The sequence below is a fragment of the Enterococcus sp. DIV0806c genome, assembly GCF_051710905.1.
Taxonomy (GTDB): Bacteria; Bacillota; Bacilli; order Lactobacillales; family Enterococcaceae; genus Enterococcus_B; species Enterococcus_B mundtii.
Genome location: NZ_JBIOLO010000001.1, coordinates 390,377 through 411,251 on the forward strand (window position 1 = coordinate 390,377; position 20,875 = coordinate 411,251).

Sequence of the window (20,875 nt, forward strand, 5' to 3'; positions counted from 1 at the left end):
CTCCTAAATTAAATTATTGTTGAAAAGAAATAATTGGTACTATTTTACCATATAAACATCTGATTTTATCTTAATTTAATTACATTGTGGATGTATAATGCCTTAGTCTGATAAAAAAGTATTCATTTTTGTGAAATACTATAATTTATTTTATTTAATGAATATGAATTAGTTGATTTAATATTTAGAAAAAGGAGAAATTGGTAAAATGAATAATAAGGAAAAATATCATGATTTACTAAATAGCGTAGAAATATATGACAGTGTAGATAGTGAATTAATTGAATATCAGGGAGAACTTGTGAAAAAAATAAGTGAGTTTAATCATACTTCAGAAACACCTGAAGGACATAAAAAGAGAGAAAAGATATTGAGAGAAGTGCTTGGAACATATAATGAAGGGTTATACATTATTCCTCCAATTTTTGCAAACTGTGGATTGAGGAATGTACATGTTGGTACAGACGTAGTTATTAATTTTAATGCGAATTTTGTAGACGATGGTGATATTTTTATTGGTGATGATTGTATGATTGGTCCTAATGTTTCTATAGCAACTGCAGTCCATCCTGTTTCCCCGAAGTTAAGAAAACACAAGCTCCAGTTTAACAAGCCAGTTCATATTGGCAATAATGTTTGGATCGGTGCTGCAGCGACTATTCTTCCTGGTGTAACAATCGGGGACAACTCGATTGTAGGAGCAGGAAGTGTTGTAACACGTGATGTAGAACCAGATAGCATTGTTGTTGGATCTCCCGCAAAATTGTTAAGGAAGATAAATGCTGAGGATGATATATTCTATGATGGCAGCAAAAAAATTCCTAAAGAAATCCTAGATAAATATCTATAGTGCTTATAGTTGAAAATTGATCAGTCACAGGGAATAAAACGATTGGAGGAAAGATTATGAAGAACAACGATAATGATGATATTAGGATAATAAATGCTTCTGAGAATAATTTGAAACATGTAGATATCACTATACCAAAAAATAAATTAGTAGTTTTTGCAGGTGTCTCAGGCTCTGGAAAAAGTTCTTTAGTTTTTGATACGATAGCAAAAGAAAGCAGTCGCCAATGGCAGGCTTCCTATCCTTTGTATGTTCGTAATAAAATGAAAAATTATGAAAGACCGAATGTTGAAGGGATATATAATCTAACTCCCTCAATAGTTGTAGATCAAAAATCTTTAGGACATAATGGTCGATCGACCGTAGGAACAGCTGTAGATGCTTCTCCATTATTAAGACTACTATTTTCGCGTGTAGGAAATCCAAGCGCAGGAGGGTCTATGGCATACTCCACCAATCATCCTGCAGGGGCATGTCCTAAATGTTCTGGTATAGGTAAAGAATTGGATATAAACGTTGAAAGTTTGTTTGACAAAACAAAAAGTTTGCATGAAGGGGCAATACGATTCAGTCAGTTTTCTTCAGGATGGCAAAGCCACTTATATCAAAATAATCCTCTATTAGATCCTGACAAATTGGTGAAATTTTTTTCAAAAGAAGAGTTGGATATATTATACTATGGATCAAATGATCCTATCAAAATTGAAATAAGATCTAATAATTCTGGACGAATCGACAAAGTTGATTATGAGGGTGTAGTCCCTCGCTTTCAAAGGCTTTATGTAAATAGGGATATTTCAAAATTGAAGAAAAACTTGCAGATAGAAATTGCTGAACATGTTTATGAAAAGACATGCTCAGTTTGTAATGGGACGGGATTAAATCCTAATGCGCTGGTATCTAAAATTAATGGGTATAATATAATTGATTTTATGAATGTGACGGTTTCAGAATTATTGCCTTTAATGAAAAAAATTGAGAATCCTATAGGAACTTCAATCGTTCAACAACTTATTCCTACGTTGACTCAAATGATTGACGTTGGGATAGGCTATCTTTCATTATCAAGAAGGACTAATACATTGTCTGGGGGGGAATTACAACGAATAAAAATTGTTCGTAATTTTGGAAGTAGCTTGAATAATATAACGTATATATTTGATGAGCCAACAGCAGGACTACACCCATTTGACGCAGAAAAGATTGGGAATTTACTTGTTGATCTTAGAGATAAAAAAAATAATGTCCTTGTAGTCGAACATAGTCAACAGATGCTAGCTCTTGCTGATCATATTGTTGAATTAGGACCAGAGGCAGGTATAAACGGAGGGCAAGTTGTGTTCGAAGGGGATCTGCTGAGTTTAAAAAAATCGAATACCTCCGTAGGAAGTGCTCTTCGACAAAAAATAGAACTGAATGAAAATCCGTTACCATGGAGTACAGGATATGAAATTTTAAATGCAAGTCAAAATAACCTGAAAAATATAGATGTCACTATTCCTAAAGAAATAATGACTGCAATAACAGGTGTCGCCGGTTCGGGCAAGTCTTCTTTGATACGACAAGAATTTGTTAAACGCTATCCTGAGGCAATAGTGATTGATCAAAAACCCATTGGAACCTCTATTCGTTCCACTCCGGCAACATATACTGGTGTGATGGACGAAATAAGAAATCTATTTGCAAAAAAAAATCACGTTTCAGCAAGTTGGTTCAGCTTCAACTCTAAAGGGGCTTGTCAAATATGTAAGGGAAAAGGAACGATTTCTTACGATATGGCATTTGCTGATTCGGTCACTGTAGTGTGTGAAGAATGCAAGGGCAATCGTTATAATAGCAAAGCGTTGAATTACAAATTTAATGGTAAAAGTATTGTTGAAGTGATGGATTTGACAATTATAGAAGCAATATCTTTCTTTCAATCAGAAAAGATAAACGATTTGCTCAATAGCTTACTTAATGTAGGACTTGGCTATTTAACGTTAGGTCAACCTACTAGTACATTATCTGGAGGAGAAGTTCAAAGAGTAAAACTTGCTAGTGAACTTCATAAAAAAGGAAACATTTACGTATTAGATGAACCCAGCACGGGTTTACATCATAAAGATATACAAAAACTGCTCAGCTTATTAAGAAAATTAGTGAATCAAAATAATACAGTTATTCTTGTCGAACATAGACTAGAGTTGATAGCTGCGTGTGACTGGATAATTGACCTAGGGCCTGGTGGAGGAAACGAAGGCGGAAACATTCTCTTCAGTGGAATTCCTACCGATATTGTAGATTGCCATGAGTCAAAAACTGGCAGGTATCTAAAAAAAGAAATATTAATTTAAAAAGACCGTACATGATACCCTTTGAAATTTTACCAAAAATAGGGACCGAAAACCTGTAGTTTTTGGTTCTTATTATTGTCTTTAGACCAAGTTGAGCTCGCAAAGCGAGTGAAACAGAAAACCACCTGCTATGCGGGTGGGGAATAAAAGGTTCTACCAAAAAGCCCTTCCTATCGTTAAAATATGATTGTTCAGGTCATATTGATAACGAAAGGAAGGGAAAAGAAATGGCTAATAAAGCAAATAGTTTAGCCCATACAAAGTGGCTGTGCAAATACCACATTGTATTCACACCAAAGTATAGAAGAAAAATCATCTATAATCAATATCGAGCAAGTATTCAAGAAATTATCAAACGACTATGTAAGTATAAGGGAGTAGAAATCTTGGAAGGACATATGATGCCAGATCACGTCCATCTATTATTGAGTATCCCACCAAAAATAAGCGTGTCAAGTTTTATGGGTTATCTTAAAGGAAAGAGTGCATTGATGATTTTTGATAAACATGCAAATTTAAAATATAAATTTGGCAATCGACATTTTTGGGCAGAAGGATATTATGTAAGCACAGTGGGATTGAATGAAGCGACCATAAGGAAATACATTCAAGAACAAGAGAAACATGATATAGCGCTAGATAAATTGAGCGTTCGAGAATACGAGGACCCTTTTAAGGGTTAGAGAGTAGAACAAAAACCTTTTTAAAGGTAGGCAAAAGTGACAAAGGCAATATGGCTTGAACATGAAATGAGAAAGCCAGCGTCTTTAGGCGCTGGCCGGTGTTAAGGGCTTATAGCCCTAGAGCAAACCACCCTTTTGAAGGGTGGTTATGATTTTTTTGTAATGTTAGTTTCTTACTAATGATTAAGCGGATTATAAACACATAGTTTTTTTCGATATCAATTCTGTTATAAATAGATATTCAGGAAAAAAGTCTATTAAGTAATTTCGTGTATTTACCTTTTAGGAGGTCGGGACAGAAGTGTTCAGCCTTATTTCCGAAGAGGTTACTTCTGTTCTCGCCGTTTATTCGGTTTTAGTTGGTGGGAGAGAACTAATGTCCCACTCTCTTTTTGATTCTCCATTCCACAGCTCTTTCAGTAACCCAAATAATTAGGTCAGAAAGTCCCATTTATAGAGGTCAACAGAGTATACCCTGTTAGTTTTTAATTAAAATTTTCCCCTCTTTAATTTGTATAGAATGCTAGAACTTATAAGGATGATTCTTTATAAGTTCTTTTTTTGTTTAAAAATTTAATAATATGAAATAAATGTACACTCGGTTCGTTTTTGTAAACCTCAAGGGAATCTAATTTTGTTAAATTATTAATTGTTCTGAGGCGTTGGTTTATTTGAAACGGAGGCGAACGATGAAAAGGAAAACTTTAATAGTAATGATTCTGGTGGGATTAAGTATTCCAGCCAATATAAGTTATGCGGTTGAAAATGAAGTTTTATTTGAAGATACAATTGATAGTGAAGTACTTGATGAAATACAAGATGATCAATTAGAGGATATTGAATCATCCGTGGAGATAGATGCTGAATCAGGGTTAGAGGAATCTTCGGAGGAAGTAAAAGAGTCTGATGAGTCGACAGTCTCTGAATCAGTAGATCAAGAAGAAGTAAAAGAAAGTTCAATAGAAGTTATAAAGACACAAAATAAAGAAGCAGAGGTAATTGCTTCAGGTCAAAATGGAACTGGATTTACTTGGACTCTGTACGAAGATGGAGTACTTGTCTGTGGGGGAGGAACATGGTCAGGATCTTTTTCTGCATGGTACTCTTGGCGAAGTCAAATAACTAAAGTCATTATTACTGACGAAATAGATCCGCCCAACAATAGTGACGGATTTAGTACGATGTTTTATAACTGTAGCAATTTAATAGCAGTCGAAGGATTGGAAAAATTAAAAACAGGGAATGCAAAGTCTTTTGCTTTGATGTTTTATAACTGTGAAAGATTAGAAACGATAGATTTATCTAGTTTCGATACTAGTAGTTCAACAAGTTTTGCTTCTATGTTTGAAAATTGTGTGAAATTAGAAAAAATTGATTGTTCTAAATTTAAAACCACTAATTCAATTAATTTTAGTGAAATGTTTGCATTTTGTAGAAATGTTAAAGAGTTGGACGTAGCTAATTTCGATGTGAGTAAGGCAATAAATTTATCAGGAATGTTTCAAGGCTGTAATTCTATAAGTTCAATAGATGTAAGCAAATTCAACACTGAAAATACTACTAATTTTAGTTCAATGTTTATAGGTTATAAAGGAACTCAACTGGATGTTTCAAACTTTAATACTGAAAAAACAACTGATATGAGTTTTATGTTTCAAAATGTGTCTAATATTGCTGAATTAGATGTTTCAAACTTTCAAATGAAAAACGTTAAAAATATGGAGTATATGTTTTCAGCAATGACTAGTTTAACAAACTTGAACTTACAAGGATTTGATGTTTCAAATGTAGAAAAAATTTCTGCGTGCTTTTCTGGATTAGCTAGCATTGAAAGATTAGATCTATCTCATTTTGTGACAAACAATTTGCGAGAAGCAGAGTATGTATTTAGAAATATGACGAATTTAAAAGAATTAAATATTGATAATTGGATTATACCGTCTAATGTTTCAGTTTATAAATTCTTTGAAGGTACCTTATCTACCAAAATTACGATTGGTTCTAGAGTAACATTAAATACCCTTATGTATATGCCCGATCTTAGTAGAGGATACGTATGGGCAGACACAAATGATGAAATAATAGATAGTGATCAATTAGTTGCTTTTCATAATAAAAATGGAGTAAGCAACACCTATCGAATCGAAGAGTTGCATACCTTGACATTTGATACGATAGGAGGGTCAGAAGTTGATAGTCAAAGAAGTATTATCGGTAAAAATTGGATTGTTCCTGATATACCAGAAAAGAAGGGATATATATTTGACTATTGGTCGACAGACAAAGATGGAGAAAATCCATATGATTTCAAAACTCCTATCTCCAGCTCACTCATATTGTATGCACAATATACTCCAGCCTATACCGTGAGCATACCAGCAACTATAAATCTAAACGAAACTAATCAATTAAAGGTAGTTGCGGAAAATTATGTGGAAGCAAAGACTTTGATCATTTCAACAGATGAAAAAGTGTCATTAAGAAATATACACGATAGTACACGGATACTTGAGAAGGAGATTACTAAAGAAAAAGAATATCCTGAATCAACTAATGTATTAGAAGTAGCAGGTATAAAAAAGGAAGAAAATACTTTATACATTCAGCAAGCTGAAGAAAAAGAATTAGCAGGAACCTACGAAGGGATTTTAAATTTCACCATAGATTTTTATTAGGAGTAAGTACATGAATGAAACTAAAAAAATACTTTATACATTTTGTTTGGTTGTTATTTGTAATCTGATTGCATTAATTATAGGGATTCAGATAAGGAAAGTGGGGTTATAGAATTGTAATAGAGGTAAAAAACTATAATAGAACGAAAATCAAATCAGAAAAAAAGGAGAATATTTATGATTAAAAAAATTATTACAGGATTTACAGTGCTAGCGTCTTTAAGTCTATTTAGTGGCATCGTACAAGCAGATGACCAAACTGAAGTGGAATACGAGGTTGGAAGTGAGTATGTTATTTCAATACCTTCTAAGGTTGTTTTAGATAATTTTGGATCTGTGCCATTAACAATCAACTCTGTTTCTCACAATTTGAGTCCAATGAAATTAGTTTCAATTTCGTTAACTGATGGTTTAATTGATGCAGGAGAAATTGAACTTAAAAGATTCATTGATCCTACAACAACTATAAATGCTTATGTTACTTTAGATGGAAATGCACTACCAGTTAATAATACTCTCAGAACTTATGACTATACAGCTGGACAAACAGAAGAACTAGCAAGGTTAGAACTAGGTATCCTTGGTTCGCCAAATACATTTAAAGCTGGTACTTATTCTACTATATTAACATTTACATCTGAGATGACTGACAAAGTGATTGGTTAATCAAGAAATATATTTGGAATGTAACGTGGGGGGGATATTTAGATGCGGGCAATCAAGTTTGTTTTGTACTTATGATGCAGACAATTAAAAACTAGCTGTGGTTACTTTATATGGAAATAAAATGTTCAATGTATCTAAAGATTAAAAATTGTATGTTTCTTGATGTTCAAAAAAGTCCAACAGGGTGTGTGAAGTGCCCCCTGTCAAGTAGACAGTAAAAAAACAAAAATGGTATGAAAACAGGGATCGAGTCACTCGATTCCTGTTTTCATGCAGCTTGCTTTCTAAACTCATTCGGCGAAAGCTCATTCAAGGCTTCCGAATAGCGGTAGTTATTATAATACCGCATATATTCACCTACAGATTTCTTTAAGTCCTCAAAATTCTGGTAGCTTTCTTGATAAAATTTTTCTTCTTTAAAGGTTCCCCAAAAATGTTCAATCGGTTGATTATCTAGACAACGCCCCACTCGGGACATACTTTTGGTGAACTTATATGTTGTTTCAAGTTTCTTATAGTCATAAGACGTGTATTGAAACCCACGATCACTATGAAGTAATGGTCTTACTCCAGAGTTCTTATCCATTGCTTTTTTTATCGTATTCATGACAAGTAAATTATTGTTTGAATGACCTAGCTCCCAAGAGACAATCGAATGATCATAGAGATCGATGATTGCACTTAAATAGGCTTTTCTACCATTTCCATAGCGCAATTCAGTCACGTCTGTACACCATTTCTGATTGGGCTTTTTAGCGACAAATTTACGGTTTAATACATTTTCTGCAACATGTGCTTCCATCGATTTTATATAAGTGGGACGCTTTTTTTTGATGACTGCTTTGATACCAATGGCTTTCATTAATCGATAATAACGATTTCGAGAATACTGTTTCTTTAGTTTTCTGTTAATCTGCATTCGAATTTGCCGATAACCAATTGCTCCTTTTTTGCTGTCATATTTCTTCTTAATCTCTTTCGCCAACTTTCGGTTGGCCATTTCCTTTTTGGAAGGTTGCCATTTCACCCATTTATAGTAGGAAGAGCGGGCAATCCCTGCTAACTGACAGAGCTGAGTGATTGAATAGTTCTTCTCTTCATGAAGAGAAGAAATCGTTTGGTAGAGTTCAACGTTCCTCACTAACGTGAGGGATGGTTTCGCCGCCGAACTTCCTGTAACTTTTTTACGAAATCATTCTCCATTTCTAAATGCTTGTTTCGAGCTTCTAACTCTTTTACTCGTAATTTCAGCCGTTCTTCTTCGGTTAAGAACTCGCTTGATCTGTTTCGACCACGATTGTCTTTTAACGCTTCTTCTCCGTATTGTTGGTATTTTTTTACCCAAGAATACACTTGTTGATAGGAAATATCGTATTTTTCAATCGACTGAGCGTAATTCAGCTCATTAGCGATGGTGTATTGAGCGATCTCGATACGCTCTTGATAAGTGGTTTTACGTCCTTTTGTCATGGTTTTGGGTACACTGCCTTTACTTGTAAATTTTAGTGTTTCCCCCTTAGTATAACTTGAAATCCATTTTCTTAAAACGGAGTGTGAAGATATTTGAAATAATAGCGTTGCCTGACGAAGAGACATCTCTTTATTGAGGACAGCTAGAATGGCTTTCTGTTTTTGTTCACGATCATACCGCTTCCAGGTTTTCGCCTCTTTTAACCCCTCGAGCCCCTCCTCGTTATATTTATGAATCCAACTTTCTATCGTCCCATTGGAAAGAGAATATTTCTTCGTTATACTGTTTACGCTACAACGACCACCCATCACCTCTGAAATGATCTGATATTTTTCTTTTGGAGAATATGGACTTCTCTTAGACATACAAAAAACTCCTTATAAAGTAGATTTGGAATTTTGTTTTTTTCCTTGTCTACTTTATAGGGAGCATATCAGTGCCCTGTTGGACTTTCTATTTAGCTATTGAACACTTAAATTAGAAAATGACATCGAAGTTGAGCAAGAAAAATAAAAGGTAAGGGTCGAAAATCTTTAAGTGGTTGATCCTTACCTGTTATTTTTCTTGCACGCTAATTATTCTCTCGCATTCATTCTGATGAATTCGTGATCTTATTTCTTTTCAGGATTTATTTTCTAAATATGCATAATGAGGTGAAAATTGTGATTTTTAATATTAAATAAATTGTTATAAGATAATGATTGTAAAGAAGGCTGGAAGATAAGACTTTTTTTTCACTAAAAATTATTAAAAACAGTCGTTTTTGAGATAAATCTTAGAGGAGGAGGAAAGATGCGAAAAACTATTGGTCTTATGATTGGTCTAATGTCCCTAATAATAGCGATACAATTTCCGCTGCAGGTGTATGGTACACAGGTCCGATCCGTCGAGTCAGAAGGATCTATTGGATTTACAGGTACCTATGAACCGATCGGACCACCAGATCCCCCCCCTAGCACTAGCCCGCAAAAGCCAGGAGGCACTTTGCCGAAAACCAATATGACCGATAGCTCACTCGGAATGTGGATCGGAAGTTTCTTAGTGGCAGGCGTTTTATTAGTCGTAGGGAGTAAAAAAAGAAAAGCAATATCCAAAAATTAATTTAAAGAAAGCAGGAATTTAAGTATGAAATTTATTCGTTTAGCAACTGTAGCCGCATTATCAACAACGATTTTCGCAGGAGGAGTACAAGTCTTTGCTGAAGATACAGACCAAGATTCAAAAGAAGTACGTAAAACAACAACGACCGGTCAGGTCACCTTCACTCCAAATATTGAAGACACAGTAGTAGAACCTGATCCGGAAGGTCCAGAGGTGACGATTCCACCAATTCCTGGTACAGGACCACTAACTATTGCAACAGTTCCAACAATGAACTTTGGGACTAAAGTTATCTCAACTACTGATGAACATTACAACATGATTGCGGAAATGCAACAGAAAGCCGGGACAACAGGCGAGGAAAATATGATTCCTTATGTCAGTATGGCGCAAGTCCAAGACACCCGTGGTACCAATGAAGGATGGGAACTGAGCGTGAGTTTAAGTGAATTTCAAGCAAAAACAGATACCCTAAATAGTGTGTTAAAAGGCGCCAAAATCACGTTATTCGATCCTTCCCTTCGTTACAGTGTGAATGATGCAAATCAGGAACCAACGATTCACGCAAGTGGTTTAGAGTTGATTCCAAATGAAGATGCCGTGCCGATCATGACGGCTGCTAACCGAAAGGGTGGTGGAACTTCTTCCGTTGTTTGGGGAGATCATGATACGCTCGCAAAACAAGTGGAAGATGGAGTAGATGTCGTCGAAAATAAGGCGATCCAATTGTTTGTTCCTGGCTCGACTGCCAAAGATGCAGTAACGTATACCTCTACATTGACATGGGAATTAGAACTAACACCAGATAATGAGGCACCTGAAGAGGTTTAAGAAGTAACCATTCTTATTTCTATGTTCTATTAGTCACTGGCAGCGTTACAGATTTCTGTGACGCTGCTTTTTTAGAAAGGATTATGACAAATGATACACAAACAAACGATGCAAAAAAGTCTATGGTTGCTTATAGTGGTGCTCTTCTTTTTCTTGCCACATCCGACGGTCCAGGCCGAAGAAGCTGGTTTAAATACGTACGTTACCCCTCTTTTTCCAGAGAGCCAAGTGGATGAAAGCAAAGGATACTATGAGTTATTGCTCTCACCCGGGCAAAAAGAGACTTTGCGAGTAGAAGTCGGCAATTCCAGTTCAGAACCAATCAACGTTCAGGTGACACCACATACAGCTTATACGAATACTTTGGGGAATGTCGAGTATGGCAAAGATGCCGAAGAAGTGGATCCAACCTTACCCTACTCTTTGGATGAGTTGATGACTCCTTCGGAGGTCATTACTGTAGCGGAAAATGAAACAAAGGTCATAGACATTCCTTTACAGATGCCTAAAGACCCCTTTGAAGGGTATTTAGCTGGCGGTTTACGAATCGCCGAAGTAAAAGAAGAGGAAGATAGTGATGTTCCAGAAGGAGAAGGCGTAGCTATCAAGAATGAATTTGCCCATGTGGTAGGTGTGGTCGTCAGTAATACCCGAGACTCGGTACAACCGGAGTTGGAACTATTAGATGTGTTTGCGGATCAATTGAACTATCGCAATGTGATCAGTGCCACGCTACAAAACTTTACGCCCACTTTTGTCAATCAATTGGCGGTGGAAGCTACCGTGAAACGAGCAGGGGAGAACGAGGTGCTCTATAAGGCTGAGAAAGAAATGATGCAGATGGCCCCAAATTCTAATTTCAACTTCCCGATTTCTTTAGAAGGTGACCGTTTTCGAAGTGGGAACTATGTCCTAGAATTAACAGCTACATCGGGAGAGAATGAATGGTCATGGACGCGTGAATTTACGATTGAAGCCGATGAAGCCCGCAAGTTAAATAGAGAAGACGTAATGATTGATTCTGGTGTCAATTGGTGGATGATCGGTGCGATTATTTTGCTCATTTTAATGCTTGGGCTTGTTCTTTACCTGATGTGGCAAAAGAAAAGAGCACGTGAAAGTGAAAAAGAATTATAAGTATACAAATTTTCCTCGTATAGAGATAGAAAGGAAATGTCGTAATGAAAAATAAACTCTTCCATCTTTTGAATGTTATTAGTATAGGATTACTATTTATTCAAGTACTCATTTTTCCAGTTGCATCCGTCAGTTTATCTTCAGTAAATGCAATCGATATTCAAGAAGATCAAACCACACTAGATGGCTTTAGTGAAGAAGTTCTCCCTAATATTCCTGAGTTGATAGAAATTGAAGATTTACCTCTTTCTTTTTCGACTATTGATTCAACTATTGTAGGCAAAGTTGGAGAAAATATCATTCTCTCATTTCATGCAAATAAAAAAATAAATGAAGCAACCGTAAAATTGTCTGAAGAAGCTAGGATTGTTGAAGAAGATATGCCAGTAGGCGTTACGATCGAAGAATCCAAGAAAGAAAATTACTGGATAATTCATTCTGAAAAAATACAAGAAACATTCATTTTTCCGGTGGTATTCGAAGAAGCAGGAAGGTATGAAGCCGTCATCGATGAAGCAAAAGTACAAATTTATATACAGCCAGTGGAAACAATATTAACGGATGAACATGGAAAAACTAATGTAGATAAAGATGAATCAACTGAAGCCAAAGAAAGTACAGAAAATAAACATACAGCTACAGATGATGAAGTTGAAATTGACAAGGCTGTTTCCTATATTTCTCCTGAAGAAGGAGTAGCTGAGGTAACTAACTGGACAGACTTTGGCCGGGCTTTAGGTACGCCTTCTATTACGACAATAGAAGTGACAAAAGACTTTGAAGTTCCAGCAAACTCCACTGTACCGGGATTTATTACTGGCGTAGGTTCTAATCCATCAGGAACTGCACAATTTGTTTATTTAACACCTGCAAATAGTTCGAGAAAATTAGTAGTGAATGGGAATGGACATCATATAGATTTTGGCTCAGTGTCACTTGTTCCGATGGGAGCTACCCATAATGCACAATCACCATGGGATATCACTTTTAACGATGCGACTATTTATTCAGGTAACTGGTGGGGATTTTGGTCAGTTCAGCAAGGACTCACGTTGGCACAGCAACAGATCTCCAGAATAGCGTTGAAAGATGTGTCTGTTGTGGGTAATCAAATGCTTGCACCGTATTATACCCATGTAGATCTGTATGGTAAAATTAATAACCATGTAGTAGCAAGCTATAATTCACCTTTTAGAACGAACTTTGCTGTGAATACTCCCAATTCTATAAATATTGAGTCACGCAGTTTAACAATTAAAGAAGATGCTGTTGTCAATTTTTCTACTTTAAACTCTGGTAATGTCGTAATTGGCGTAGGTAACCAGTCAGGTAGTCTTACACTTGAAAAAAATGCTACCTTCAACCTAGAATCAAACGGTACAGTAGCCAGTGCGAATGCGAATGCGCAGACTGGATCCAGCATTGATATTGCAAATGGAAATTTAATAATGAATGAAGGATCAGCAATCAATATTGATACGACTCGGAATTTTGCAGCACTAACTTTGCGTAGTACTACCTCTACTTTAGAGGTTAATGATGGGGCAAAATTCAATATTGAATCTACGAATCACAGTTTCACAGGTAATGGAGTCAATCGTAACTTAGTTTCTATGAATGCGGGAAGTTCGCTTTTAGTGGGATCAGATGCTGAACTTAATATAAATGCTGAAGGTCGGGGAAGTGCATCTTCTAGCATCATTTATGTCGCAGGTGCTGCTAACTTTAAAATTGCTAAAGATGGATCCATGGACATAAAAAGTGACAGTAATTCAATCAATCAAAATTTACTATTTTTTGCTTCGGCAAATTCAAAATTTGAATTTTCTGATGCAAAAAAGGTTAATTTAGAACGGACAAACCAGATCTCAGGTTCTGTAACTAATGGACTGATTAATATTACAGGAAGTACAGGGCAATTGGATATTGATGTTCAATCTGTTAAGCAATGGAATAGAGATAATTTTACAGAAGAACCCGATTATTTTTGGACCCCTATTTTTAATTTAATTCTTCGTTACAATACGATAAATCCAACAATCACGAATGTTTCTTCTATCTTTCAAGAGACGATGACTAGCTTCAATGAAGCTTTCACTACACGTAACGTTCAGAGAATACTCTTTGAAAAAATACCAGATGTGGAGATAACTATTGACCCTCTAACAGAAGACGCATTGGAAGTAAATTCTTATACTATTACCGGCAAGGCTTCTCCGCACAGTGTAATACGGTTCTCTGGTGATCCAGCAATACCAGATGGTGAAATTCCATCACCAAATTTTTCGGAAACCGATAAATATCATGTGACTACTGATGAAAATGGAGACTATTTATATGAGTTACCTAAAGATTCACTATTCACTGAAGGAAACGAAGTGACGGCTTATGCCTACCTAAATGGAAAATCTGCTAATGCAAGTACGATTGTTGAAAAATCGAGAAGACCACCTAATCCTAAGGATCCGATGAATCCCGAAATTGAAGTCGATCCAGAAAATAAACCTGAGCTCGAAGAAGAACAAGGTTTATTAAGCATTGATTTTGCTTCTCAATTCACATTTGGTCAACAAGCGATCTCTACGAGAACGAAGCGGTATTATGCGCAACCGCAACGCTTGTTAAATCCTGATGGAACCGTTAATGAGGCTGAAGAGCGACCAAATTATATCCAGATCAGTGATCGACGGCCAGAAGAGGAACGTCACGGCTGGCAATTAGCAGTTACGCAAAACAGTCAATTTACGGATCTACAGGAAAATGAACTAAGAGGGGCACGTTTGTTTTTAACTAACCAACAATTGGAGTCTATGCACGGAAGTGAAGAGCCGATGTTGTATAATCAAGGCGGTGTCACCTTAATTCCAGGAGAAAAGACTGAACTTTTGACCGCGCTTGACGGCCAAGGGTTAGGTACCTGGATCTATCGGTTTGGTGACGGTGAAAGTGCAAGCGAAAGCGTGGCACTTGAAGTCCCTCCAACCGCGAATCCAAGAGCAAGCACCTATGAAACAACACTCACCTGGGAACTAAGTGTAGTTCCCGACAATTAGTCACAAGAAAGAAAAGGGCTGCGGCTCTTTTCTTTTTCTTTATAGAAAGGACAGAAAAAATATGCACATTTTATTTGATCATTTAGTCATGGCAGATAAGACGAAACGTTGGCTGCTCTTATTGGCGACGTTAGAAGAAGAGGAACATGTTACCGCACAAACCTTAGCTAAACAGACTGGGTTTGGGCGACGGACGATTATTGAGGATATAAAGGTGATCAAGGACTATTTTGGTGAGCGGATCCATTTGATCGGCGATGAGAAGGGCTATCACTTTTCCTTTCTGAACCCTAAAGGGTATTATGAGGAGAAACAAGCGTTACTAAATGAAGAGAAACTTTTTCTTTTTGTGGATCAATTGGCTGCGGGAAAGTGTTTAGACAATCAACAGTGGATGGCGTATCTTGATGTGTCGAGTGCAAGCTTCCAACGGATGAAACGGCAGCTTCAAACGTTATTAACGACCTATTATGGGATAAAAATTGAATCTAAAACCAATCAATTATGGGGAGAAGAAGCGGGGATTCGCCAATTCCTTTATGATTTTTATTTCACCTTACCATTGTATCCTAGGTTTCTTTCAGAACATATTCAGGACCTACATCAGGAGAAAGTGGCGATTCAAGACGGACCTTGGCACCTAGATCAAACCTTGTTTAATCAATGGCTGAAACTAGCTAAGCAACGAGTCGACCAAGGACATTGCTTACAAGAACAAGTGGCACATAAACAAGCCCAAACAACTCTAATCCAGGCTTTGGATCAACAGGTGAGTGTGTTTCTGCCAGGACCAGAAAAAGCCGCGTTGTTCCTCCTCTCATTAGATGAACGCCAGTTTCTGAACCCTATGACACAACAAGTATTTATCCACACATTTTCACCTGTGAGTGAGTATGAGTTACCAATGCGTGAGACCGAAGGTCTGACTTATGGTTTTTTCGAAACACTCCTCTTTTTAATGGAGGCCTTTTTCCAGTTGCCTACACTTGAAGCACCAGCACAAGTGCCGTATGCAAGCCGTGAGAAACCGTCTCCTTTAGACGTACTCATGAAACGTTTTTTAGCCGAGAAGAAAAAATATAGCCAGACGATTTATGTTTCCTATCAGCTAGTAGGCCCACGTGCTTTGACACGATGGATCAAACAGGAAGTTGAAACGATTTTAAAAAAATCTGGCTTACAGGCGGTTGAAGCTGCCCAAATGAATCCGCTCGGACTAGTACGCTATGTACAAATCGTGAATCAACCACAAGCTAGAAACGCTCGTGCAACGATTGAACTTCCCTACGTACCTAGCAAGGAGAAAATCGCTGAAGTGCTCTCTGTATTTTCTGAGTCAAGATGATTTAACGGTCAGGAAAGATAAATATTTGAAAAAGTGAGGAGGAAAAAAGTTGCGTGAGTTTCAGATGGCTTTTATTACCAGCGCAGAGGTCAAGCGATGGATGCAGGTGTTAAGTGTGATGGAACAAGAACGGCGTTTTACGATTGGAGAGCTGAGTGAACAACTAGCTATTTCACAACGTACCTTAATAAAAGATATTCAAACATTCAAAAAATATTTTGGTACAAGCATCGAATTACGTTCGAATTACAGTGGGTATCATTTTGAAGAACGAAATCGTAGTGACTACCAAGAGAAAAAAGAACAACTGTTGGAAAACGAAGTGCTATTTGAAATCGTGGGAAATGTTTTTTGTGGAAAAGATTTTACAATAGCTGACTTAGCTCACCAATACAGTTACGCAGAGAGTACTTTACGAAGGTTTTTTTTAAGAATCCGACCGGTATTAGCTGAGTATGAGTTAACATTGGCTTTTAATCCAGTCAATTTTTTAGGGGAAGAAGTCAATATCCGAAAGTTCTTTTTTGATTTTTATTATAGCAGTGAACAGACTCCGTATACAATCCGTCCGCCAGAAAGCTTACATACGTTGGTCTTGAATGAACTGTCTGGTAAATTGGGGAAGTATGAATTGGGTACAGGAATCACGATTTCAGCCTTTTATTACCATCTTTATATCGCAATGGTCCGAGTCCATCAAAACCATTTTGTGTCCTTACCTGAATGGCTAAAAGCAAGCATTTATCAAGAAAAAGATTTTCAGTTGCTTTATTCTTTACAAGAAAGGATCAAAGAGGAATATGAGATTTATCTACCAAAAGAAGAATTTGCTTGGATCCATTTATTGATTATTTCCAAACGGACGATTCATCGTGTGGACCAAGAACAAACTTTTAACCAACGATTCAGCCACTGGAAGGATCTTCAGTTTATCGTGTCAGATTACCTTTCTGACCCTTTCTTTGAACAGTGGGATACGAATACTCTAGGACAGTTTATGACCTCTTTTTTCATTTCGCGTTTGATGAATGAAGCAGTGGGTCCGGTGTTGAACAAAGAGCTAGAAGAAATCCATTGGATGGTGAAGAAAAGCGATAAACAGATTTATGAGGCCCATAAACAATTCCTCTTAAAACACGCCCAAGTACTCAGTTTTTCTGCCCAATATTTTGAAGATATCGTGGTGAGTTTTACGACATATATGAACTTATTGTTCCACTATTACCAACCGGTCAAAAAAGTTTTATTTTTATTAGAAGGTGACTACTTAATAGTTCAATCGATTCGAATGCAGGCACGTGTACTATTAGGAGAATATCATAAGCTGTTGTTTATGCAGCTTCAAGAATTGACGCCGGAACGTTTAAATGATGTGCATGTTGATTTGATTGTAACGAACTATCGACCGTATCTTTTGGATTTCGCTCTTGACACGGATCATATTCTTATGAGCAGTATTCCTACGGCGCAAGATTGGGCAAGAGTCAAGCATCAGTTGAATCCACTGATCGATCAGGAAACATTTTAAAAGAAGGAATGAAAAAAATGACGACATTTTTTACAAAAAAAGCGTATCTGGAGGGCTTTAAAAGTATCTTTGAAGAGGCTGAAAAGCGAGCAAGTGAAGACCTAAAGGTCTATTTAAACACCCAGATCCAACAATTGGAGACCTTAGTGAGTCAGATCTGTCAGGAAAATTTTTGGGAAATATTTCCGGAGATCTTAGGAATCGATGCCAAGATGAGGCTATTAACAGATTTGCTCAACTTTGATAATTTTCTAGATGTGAAAGAAATACTTAGAATCGTTGAAAGTGACTATCTCACCTACTTCAAAGAATTATGTGGGTACGATCGCAGTAAGGAACCGAATCACTCCATGATTTTCAATGTAGTATAATAGATCGATGGCCTGATTGGAGTAACTTAAATGCGTAGACTCTTATTTTGGTAAGAATTTTTTCATTGGTTAATGATTATTTGTTTTTATATAGTCATTCTTATTGTTGATTTCATGTTTAATTCTATAAACTGTTTGTCTAGTAATATTGTAGTTTTTTGAAATTGTTGAAATAGCAACACCCTTATTCAGATCCTCAACGATGCTTTTATAAACAAGGCGACGTTGAGGATCTTTTGTGTCTGCGCTGTATAGCTTAGGGCGTCCTTTATAAACACCATTCGCTTTAGCAATCTTAATTCCTTGTGCCTGACGTCATTTAGATTCTGTACGTTCCTGCTCGGCAATCATGGCAAGAATCTGAATGATTAAATCCTTAATGAACTTATCTAGGAGAGGATTACCAATTGATTCAGCCATGATAGGTAGACTAGTAATGATCAGTCGGATGTTATTATTTTTTAGGTAATTAACTGAAGCAATAATTTCATTATAATCTCTTCCTAATCGATCAATAGCCTCTCAATAAAAGTATCTTGTTCACGTACAAAATCTAAAGCTTTTTGAAAAGCTGGTCTTTCTGAAATTGTGGCTCCTGATTGTTTCTCAATAAAAATTTTTTCTGCTCCAAATTGTTTCATTTCTTCAATTTGGCGTTGTTCATTTTGATCAAGGGAAGAGACACGAATGTATGCAACTTTCAATTTTTCACCTACTTTCCCGAACTATTTAAAATACACCCTAATAATTCATCATCTACACCAATGAAAGTTTTTTCATGTGTCTATGAAAAAGAAGGATTACATTTTTCTGTGTTAGATATACTATACTTTATTGAAAGAACGAGAATATAGTAATTGGCACCCAAGGTATTAAACAAAAAAATCACAGATTAGCTGATTATTATATTAAAGGACTAAGTTAACTACCAAATAATTTAGTTGAATGAAAACAGAGAGAAAGTTTAAACATATTGATAATGAAACTTAAGTAGAAGATATGGTCAATTTAGAAACAAAATCAATAATGTATTATCTCATTTTATAAATTAAATAATTTGCTGTGTATCTATGGTTAAAATCGTTGTATTAATTTTAGATAAGTTAGTGAAGTGTTAGTATAAAATCTTCCATGCTTAAGAAGATTCGCCAGGGGGAAACATAATGATTAGTAAGAAAGAAGAAAAAAAATTAATCGCAGAAATCGATAAAAAAAGAACTGAGTACATGAAGAGTAAAAGGTATGGTAAAGATATATGTGAATTATTCCTTCAAAATTTTAATTTTAAAGGAAATACGTTAGATAAATTAGATGTTCAAAAAGAAATATTTCCACTCGTAAAACAGGTTATTGAATCTTACCCAGAAGAACTTCAACATCGTAATATTGATTTAATAAAGTCTTCTTTAGATCGAAGCTATTATGCTTCCCAAAATGCTACTCTTTTATCTCATTATACTGAACAACTTATCAATCATAATGATGATAGTTTCTTAGTAGTGCCAACTGGTTTTAGAACTGGAACTGGAGCGCATGAAGTGTCATGCATCATAAAAAAAAACGATGAAAAAATTCAAGTGGAAATATTTGACAAAGCGGGTGTTTCTCCTCCTGAACGTCTTGAAAAAGCAAATGAAATTCTCGATAATTATGGAAGAAATTATATTGTAAGCAATTATTTCTATAAAATAGATAATACTCCTGATGGAATTAATTCAATGGCTAAAGCTATTGCAAGTGGGTTTACAGATAGAGGATTTAAACCTTCTGATATAAAATATCAACCGTTACACTTTCTTAGTAAAATAGCAAAGAGCGAGCATTATGGACGCAATGTTACATCAAGCCAATATATACAAGGGAACTGTTTAATGAAAGAGGTAGTAGCTTCACTAAAAAGAGTACTCTCAGAAAAAAGTTCTCCAGGGCAGCTGATCTTTGCGACTGATAAACAAGGTAGAACGGATTCTTTAAACGGTATTCTTACAGAAGTTGCTTGTTTCCGGTTAGAAAAAATGGGGTATGGAACTGATATCAGCAACTATTTAAGAGATCAATATAAAATGTATTGTTATTTAAAAGATGATAGGAAAAACTATCCAGAAGACATTAAAGTTATGAGGAAGATAGAAAATGGTAAAATATTAAATAAACATTTCACTAATAGCATTCCAGAATTTAAAAGAGTAGCTTCTTATAAGATTGAAGTATCACTCAATGATAACAATAAAAAAAAGAGTCTTTTTAGTAGATTTAAAAAGTTTATAAAATTAGAAGGAAAGAAAGTTCGAGTCAATCATTTGACTAAGGAAGAAATATCGGTGATACGATTAAACGTTAACGATATTAGAAAAAATGTAGAAAAAGATAAAGAAAAAATAAGTAGGAATTTTAATAACATTAAAGAGAAAGCTTTAACTATGTCAATGTTTATAGAGCCAAACGTCTCCAGAGGATCAGTTAGAAATTCTTCGGTAAAAAATCATAATGTACGAGAATAATATATCAAGAGGTTGAAATAAGTCACCTTTAAATTTGTTGTACTCTATTGAGAGATCAAAAATATACCAAAATTTTTTTATGTCTCTACAAGTCCATTAAAGAATTCTCATATATTTTTTTGCCCGTTGCTTTGTATCCTCCACTTAAAAGAGAAGTAATATCTGGATCAAGAAAACATTCCAGATAATCAATTCGATCGATATTTTCAGCAATAAGAATGCCTTTTTCTATTTGGAAAAGAGTTTAGATGGTCTGAAATCTAGTTATTCAATCAAGAATTAGTGAATGAATAAGGTGTAAATTTGTGTAAATCGCAGGAAGATATT

General features: G+C 35.8%; 15 protein-coding genes and 1 pseudogene. 13 read left to right on the forward strand and 3 right to left on the reverse strand.

Going from position 1 to position 20,875, the window contains the following annotated elements; translation table 11 throughout:
* The first annotated feature begins 208 nt into the window (after positions 1-208).
* The 5 genes from IGK77_RS01890 (at position 209) to IGK77_RS01910 (ending at position 7,210) form a co-directional block, all read left to right on the forward strand.
* Entirely contained in the window at positions 209-850 is a 642-nt protein-coding gene (locus IGK77_RS01890; protein ID WP_438712869.1) for a sugar O-acetyltransferase, read from the forward strand.
* 56 nt (positions 851-906) lie between these two features.
* On the forward strand, positions 907-3,186 hold the full coding sequence (locus tag IGK77_RS01895) for an ATP-binding cassette domain-containing protein (protein WP_074799663.1): 2,280 nt from the start codon (positions 907-909) through the stop codon (positions 3,184-3,186).
* 227 nt (positions 3,187-3,413) lie between these two features.
* On the forward strand, positions 3,414-3,869 hold the full coding sequence (tnpA, locus tag IGK77_RS01900; RefSeq protein WP_100917284.1) for an IS200/IS605 family transposase: 456 nt from the start codon (positions 3,414-3,416) through the stop codon (positions 3,867-3,869).
* A 689-nt stretch (positions 3,870-4,558) separates the two neighbouring features.
* Positions 4,559-6,544, forward strand: a complete 1,986-nt coding sequence (locus IGK77_RS01905; RefSeq protein ID WP_074802101.1) for a BspA family leucine-rich repeat surface protein — start codon at positions 4,559-4,561, stop codon at positions 6,542-6,544.
* Positions 6,545-6,721: 177 nt separating this feature from the next.
* Positions 6,722-7,210 carry a hypothetical protein gene (locus IGK77_RS01910; RefSeq protein WP_074802098.1) on the forward strand — a complete coding sequence of 163 codons (489 nt, stop codon included), beginning with the start codon at positions 6,722-6,724 and terminating at the stop codon, positions 7,208-7,210.
* Positions 7,211-7,478: 268 nt separating this feature from the next.
* Here IGK77_RS01910 and IGK77_RS01915 read toward each other — a convergent pair whose 3' ends face one another.
* The gene (locus IGK77_RS01915; RefSeq protein WP_115357195.1) at positions 7,479-8,351 is read right to left on the reverse strand and encodes an IS3 family transposase; all 873 of its coding nucleotides are present in this window, start codon (positions 8,349-8,351) and stop codon (positions 7,479-7,481) included.
* Entirely contained in the window at positions 8,351-9,046 is a 696-nt protein-coding gene (locus IGK77_RS01920) for a helix-turn-helix domain-containing protein (RefSeq protein ID WP_115357196.1), read from the reverse strand. Before IGK77_RS01920 ends, IGK77_RS01915 begins: the two co-directional genes overlap by 1 nt.
* A 427-nt stretch (positions 9,047-9,473) precedes the next feature.
* On the opposite strand from IGK77_RS01920, the gene IGK77_RS01925 reads away from it, so the two are divergent.
* The 7 genes from IGK77_RS01925 to IGK77_RS01955 all read left to right on the forward strand — a co-directional run bounded on the left by IGK77_RS01925 (position 9,474) and on the right by IGK77_RS01955 (position 18,047).
* Positions 9,474-9,782: an LPXTG cell wall anchor domain-containing protein gene (locus tag IGK77_RS01925; protein ID WP_086335374.1), complete on the forward strand. Its 309-nt coding sequence runs from the start codon at positions 9,474-9,476 to the stop codon at positions 9,780-9,782.
* Between the two features lie 24 nt (positions 9,783-9,806).
* On the forward strand, positions 9,807-10,613 hold the full coding sequence (locus IGK77_RS01930; RefSeq protein WP_438712870.1) for a WxL domain-containing protein: 807 nt from the start codon (positions 9,807-9,809) through the stop codon (positions 10,611-10,613).
* Between the two features lie 90 nt (positions 10,614-10,703).
* Positions 10,704-11,750 carry a DUF916 and DUF3324 domain-containing protein gene (locus IGK77_RS01935; RefSeq protein WP_086335376.1) on the forward strand — a complete coding sequence of 349 codons (1,047 nt, stop codon included), beginning with the start codon at positions 10,704-10,706 and terminating at the stop codon, positions 11,748-11,750.
* Between the two features lie 44 nt (positions 11,751-11,794).
* Complete coding sequence (locus IGK77_RS01940; protein ID WP_108146380.1) at positions 11,795-14,803, forward strand: WxL domain-containing protein; 3,009 nt, start codon at positions 11,795-11,797, stop codon at positions 14,801-14,803.
* Positions 14,804-14,864: 61 nt separating this feature from the next.
* Positions 14,865-16,148 carry a helix-turn-helix domain-containing protein gene (locus IGK77_RS01945; RefSeq protein ID WP_438712872.1) on the forward strand — a complete coding sequence of 428 codons (1,284 nt, stop codon included), beginning with the start codon at positions 14,865-14,867 and terminating at the stop codon, positions 16,146-16,148.
* A 49-nt stretch (positions 16,149-16,197) separates the two neighbouring features.
* Positions 16,198-17,676: a helix-turn-helix domain-containing protein gene (locus IGK77_RS01950; protein WP_115357200.1), complete on the forward strand. Its 1,479-nt coding sequence runs from the start codon at positions 16,198-16,200 to the stop codon at positions 17,674-17,676.
* Between the two features lie 17 nt (positions 17,677-17,693).
* Positions 17,694-18,047 (forward strand): DUF7006 family protein, encoded by a 354-nt coding sequence (locus IGK77_RS01955; RefSeq protein WP_438712875.1) that lies wholly within the window; start codon positions 17,694-17,696, stop codon positions 18,045-18,047.
* Between the two features lie 69 nt (positions 18,048-18,116).
* Here the strand turns inward: IGK77_RS01955 and IGK77_RS01960 are convergent.
* Positions 18,117-18,751 (reverse strand): annotated as a pseudogene (locus IGK77_RS01960) (recombinase family protein).
* 459 nt (positions 18,752-19,210) lie between these two features.
* Here IGK77_RS01960 and IGK77_RS01965 point away from each other — a divergent pair.
* Complete coding sequence (locus tag IGK77_RS01965) at positions 19,211-20,548, forward strand: hypothetical protein (RefSeq protein ID WP_071866562.1); 1,338 nt, start codon at positions 19,211-19,213, stop codon at positions 20,546-20,548.
* The last annotated feature ends 327 nt before the right edge of the window (positions 20,549-20,875 follow it).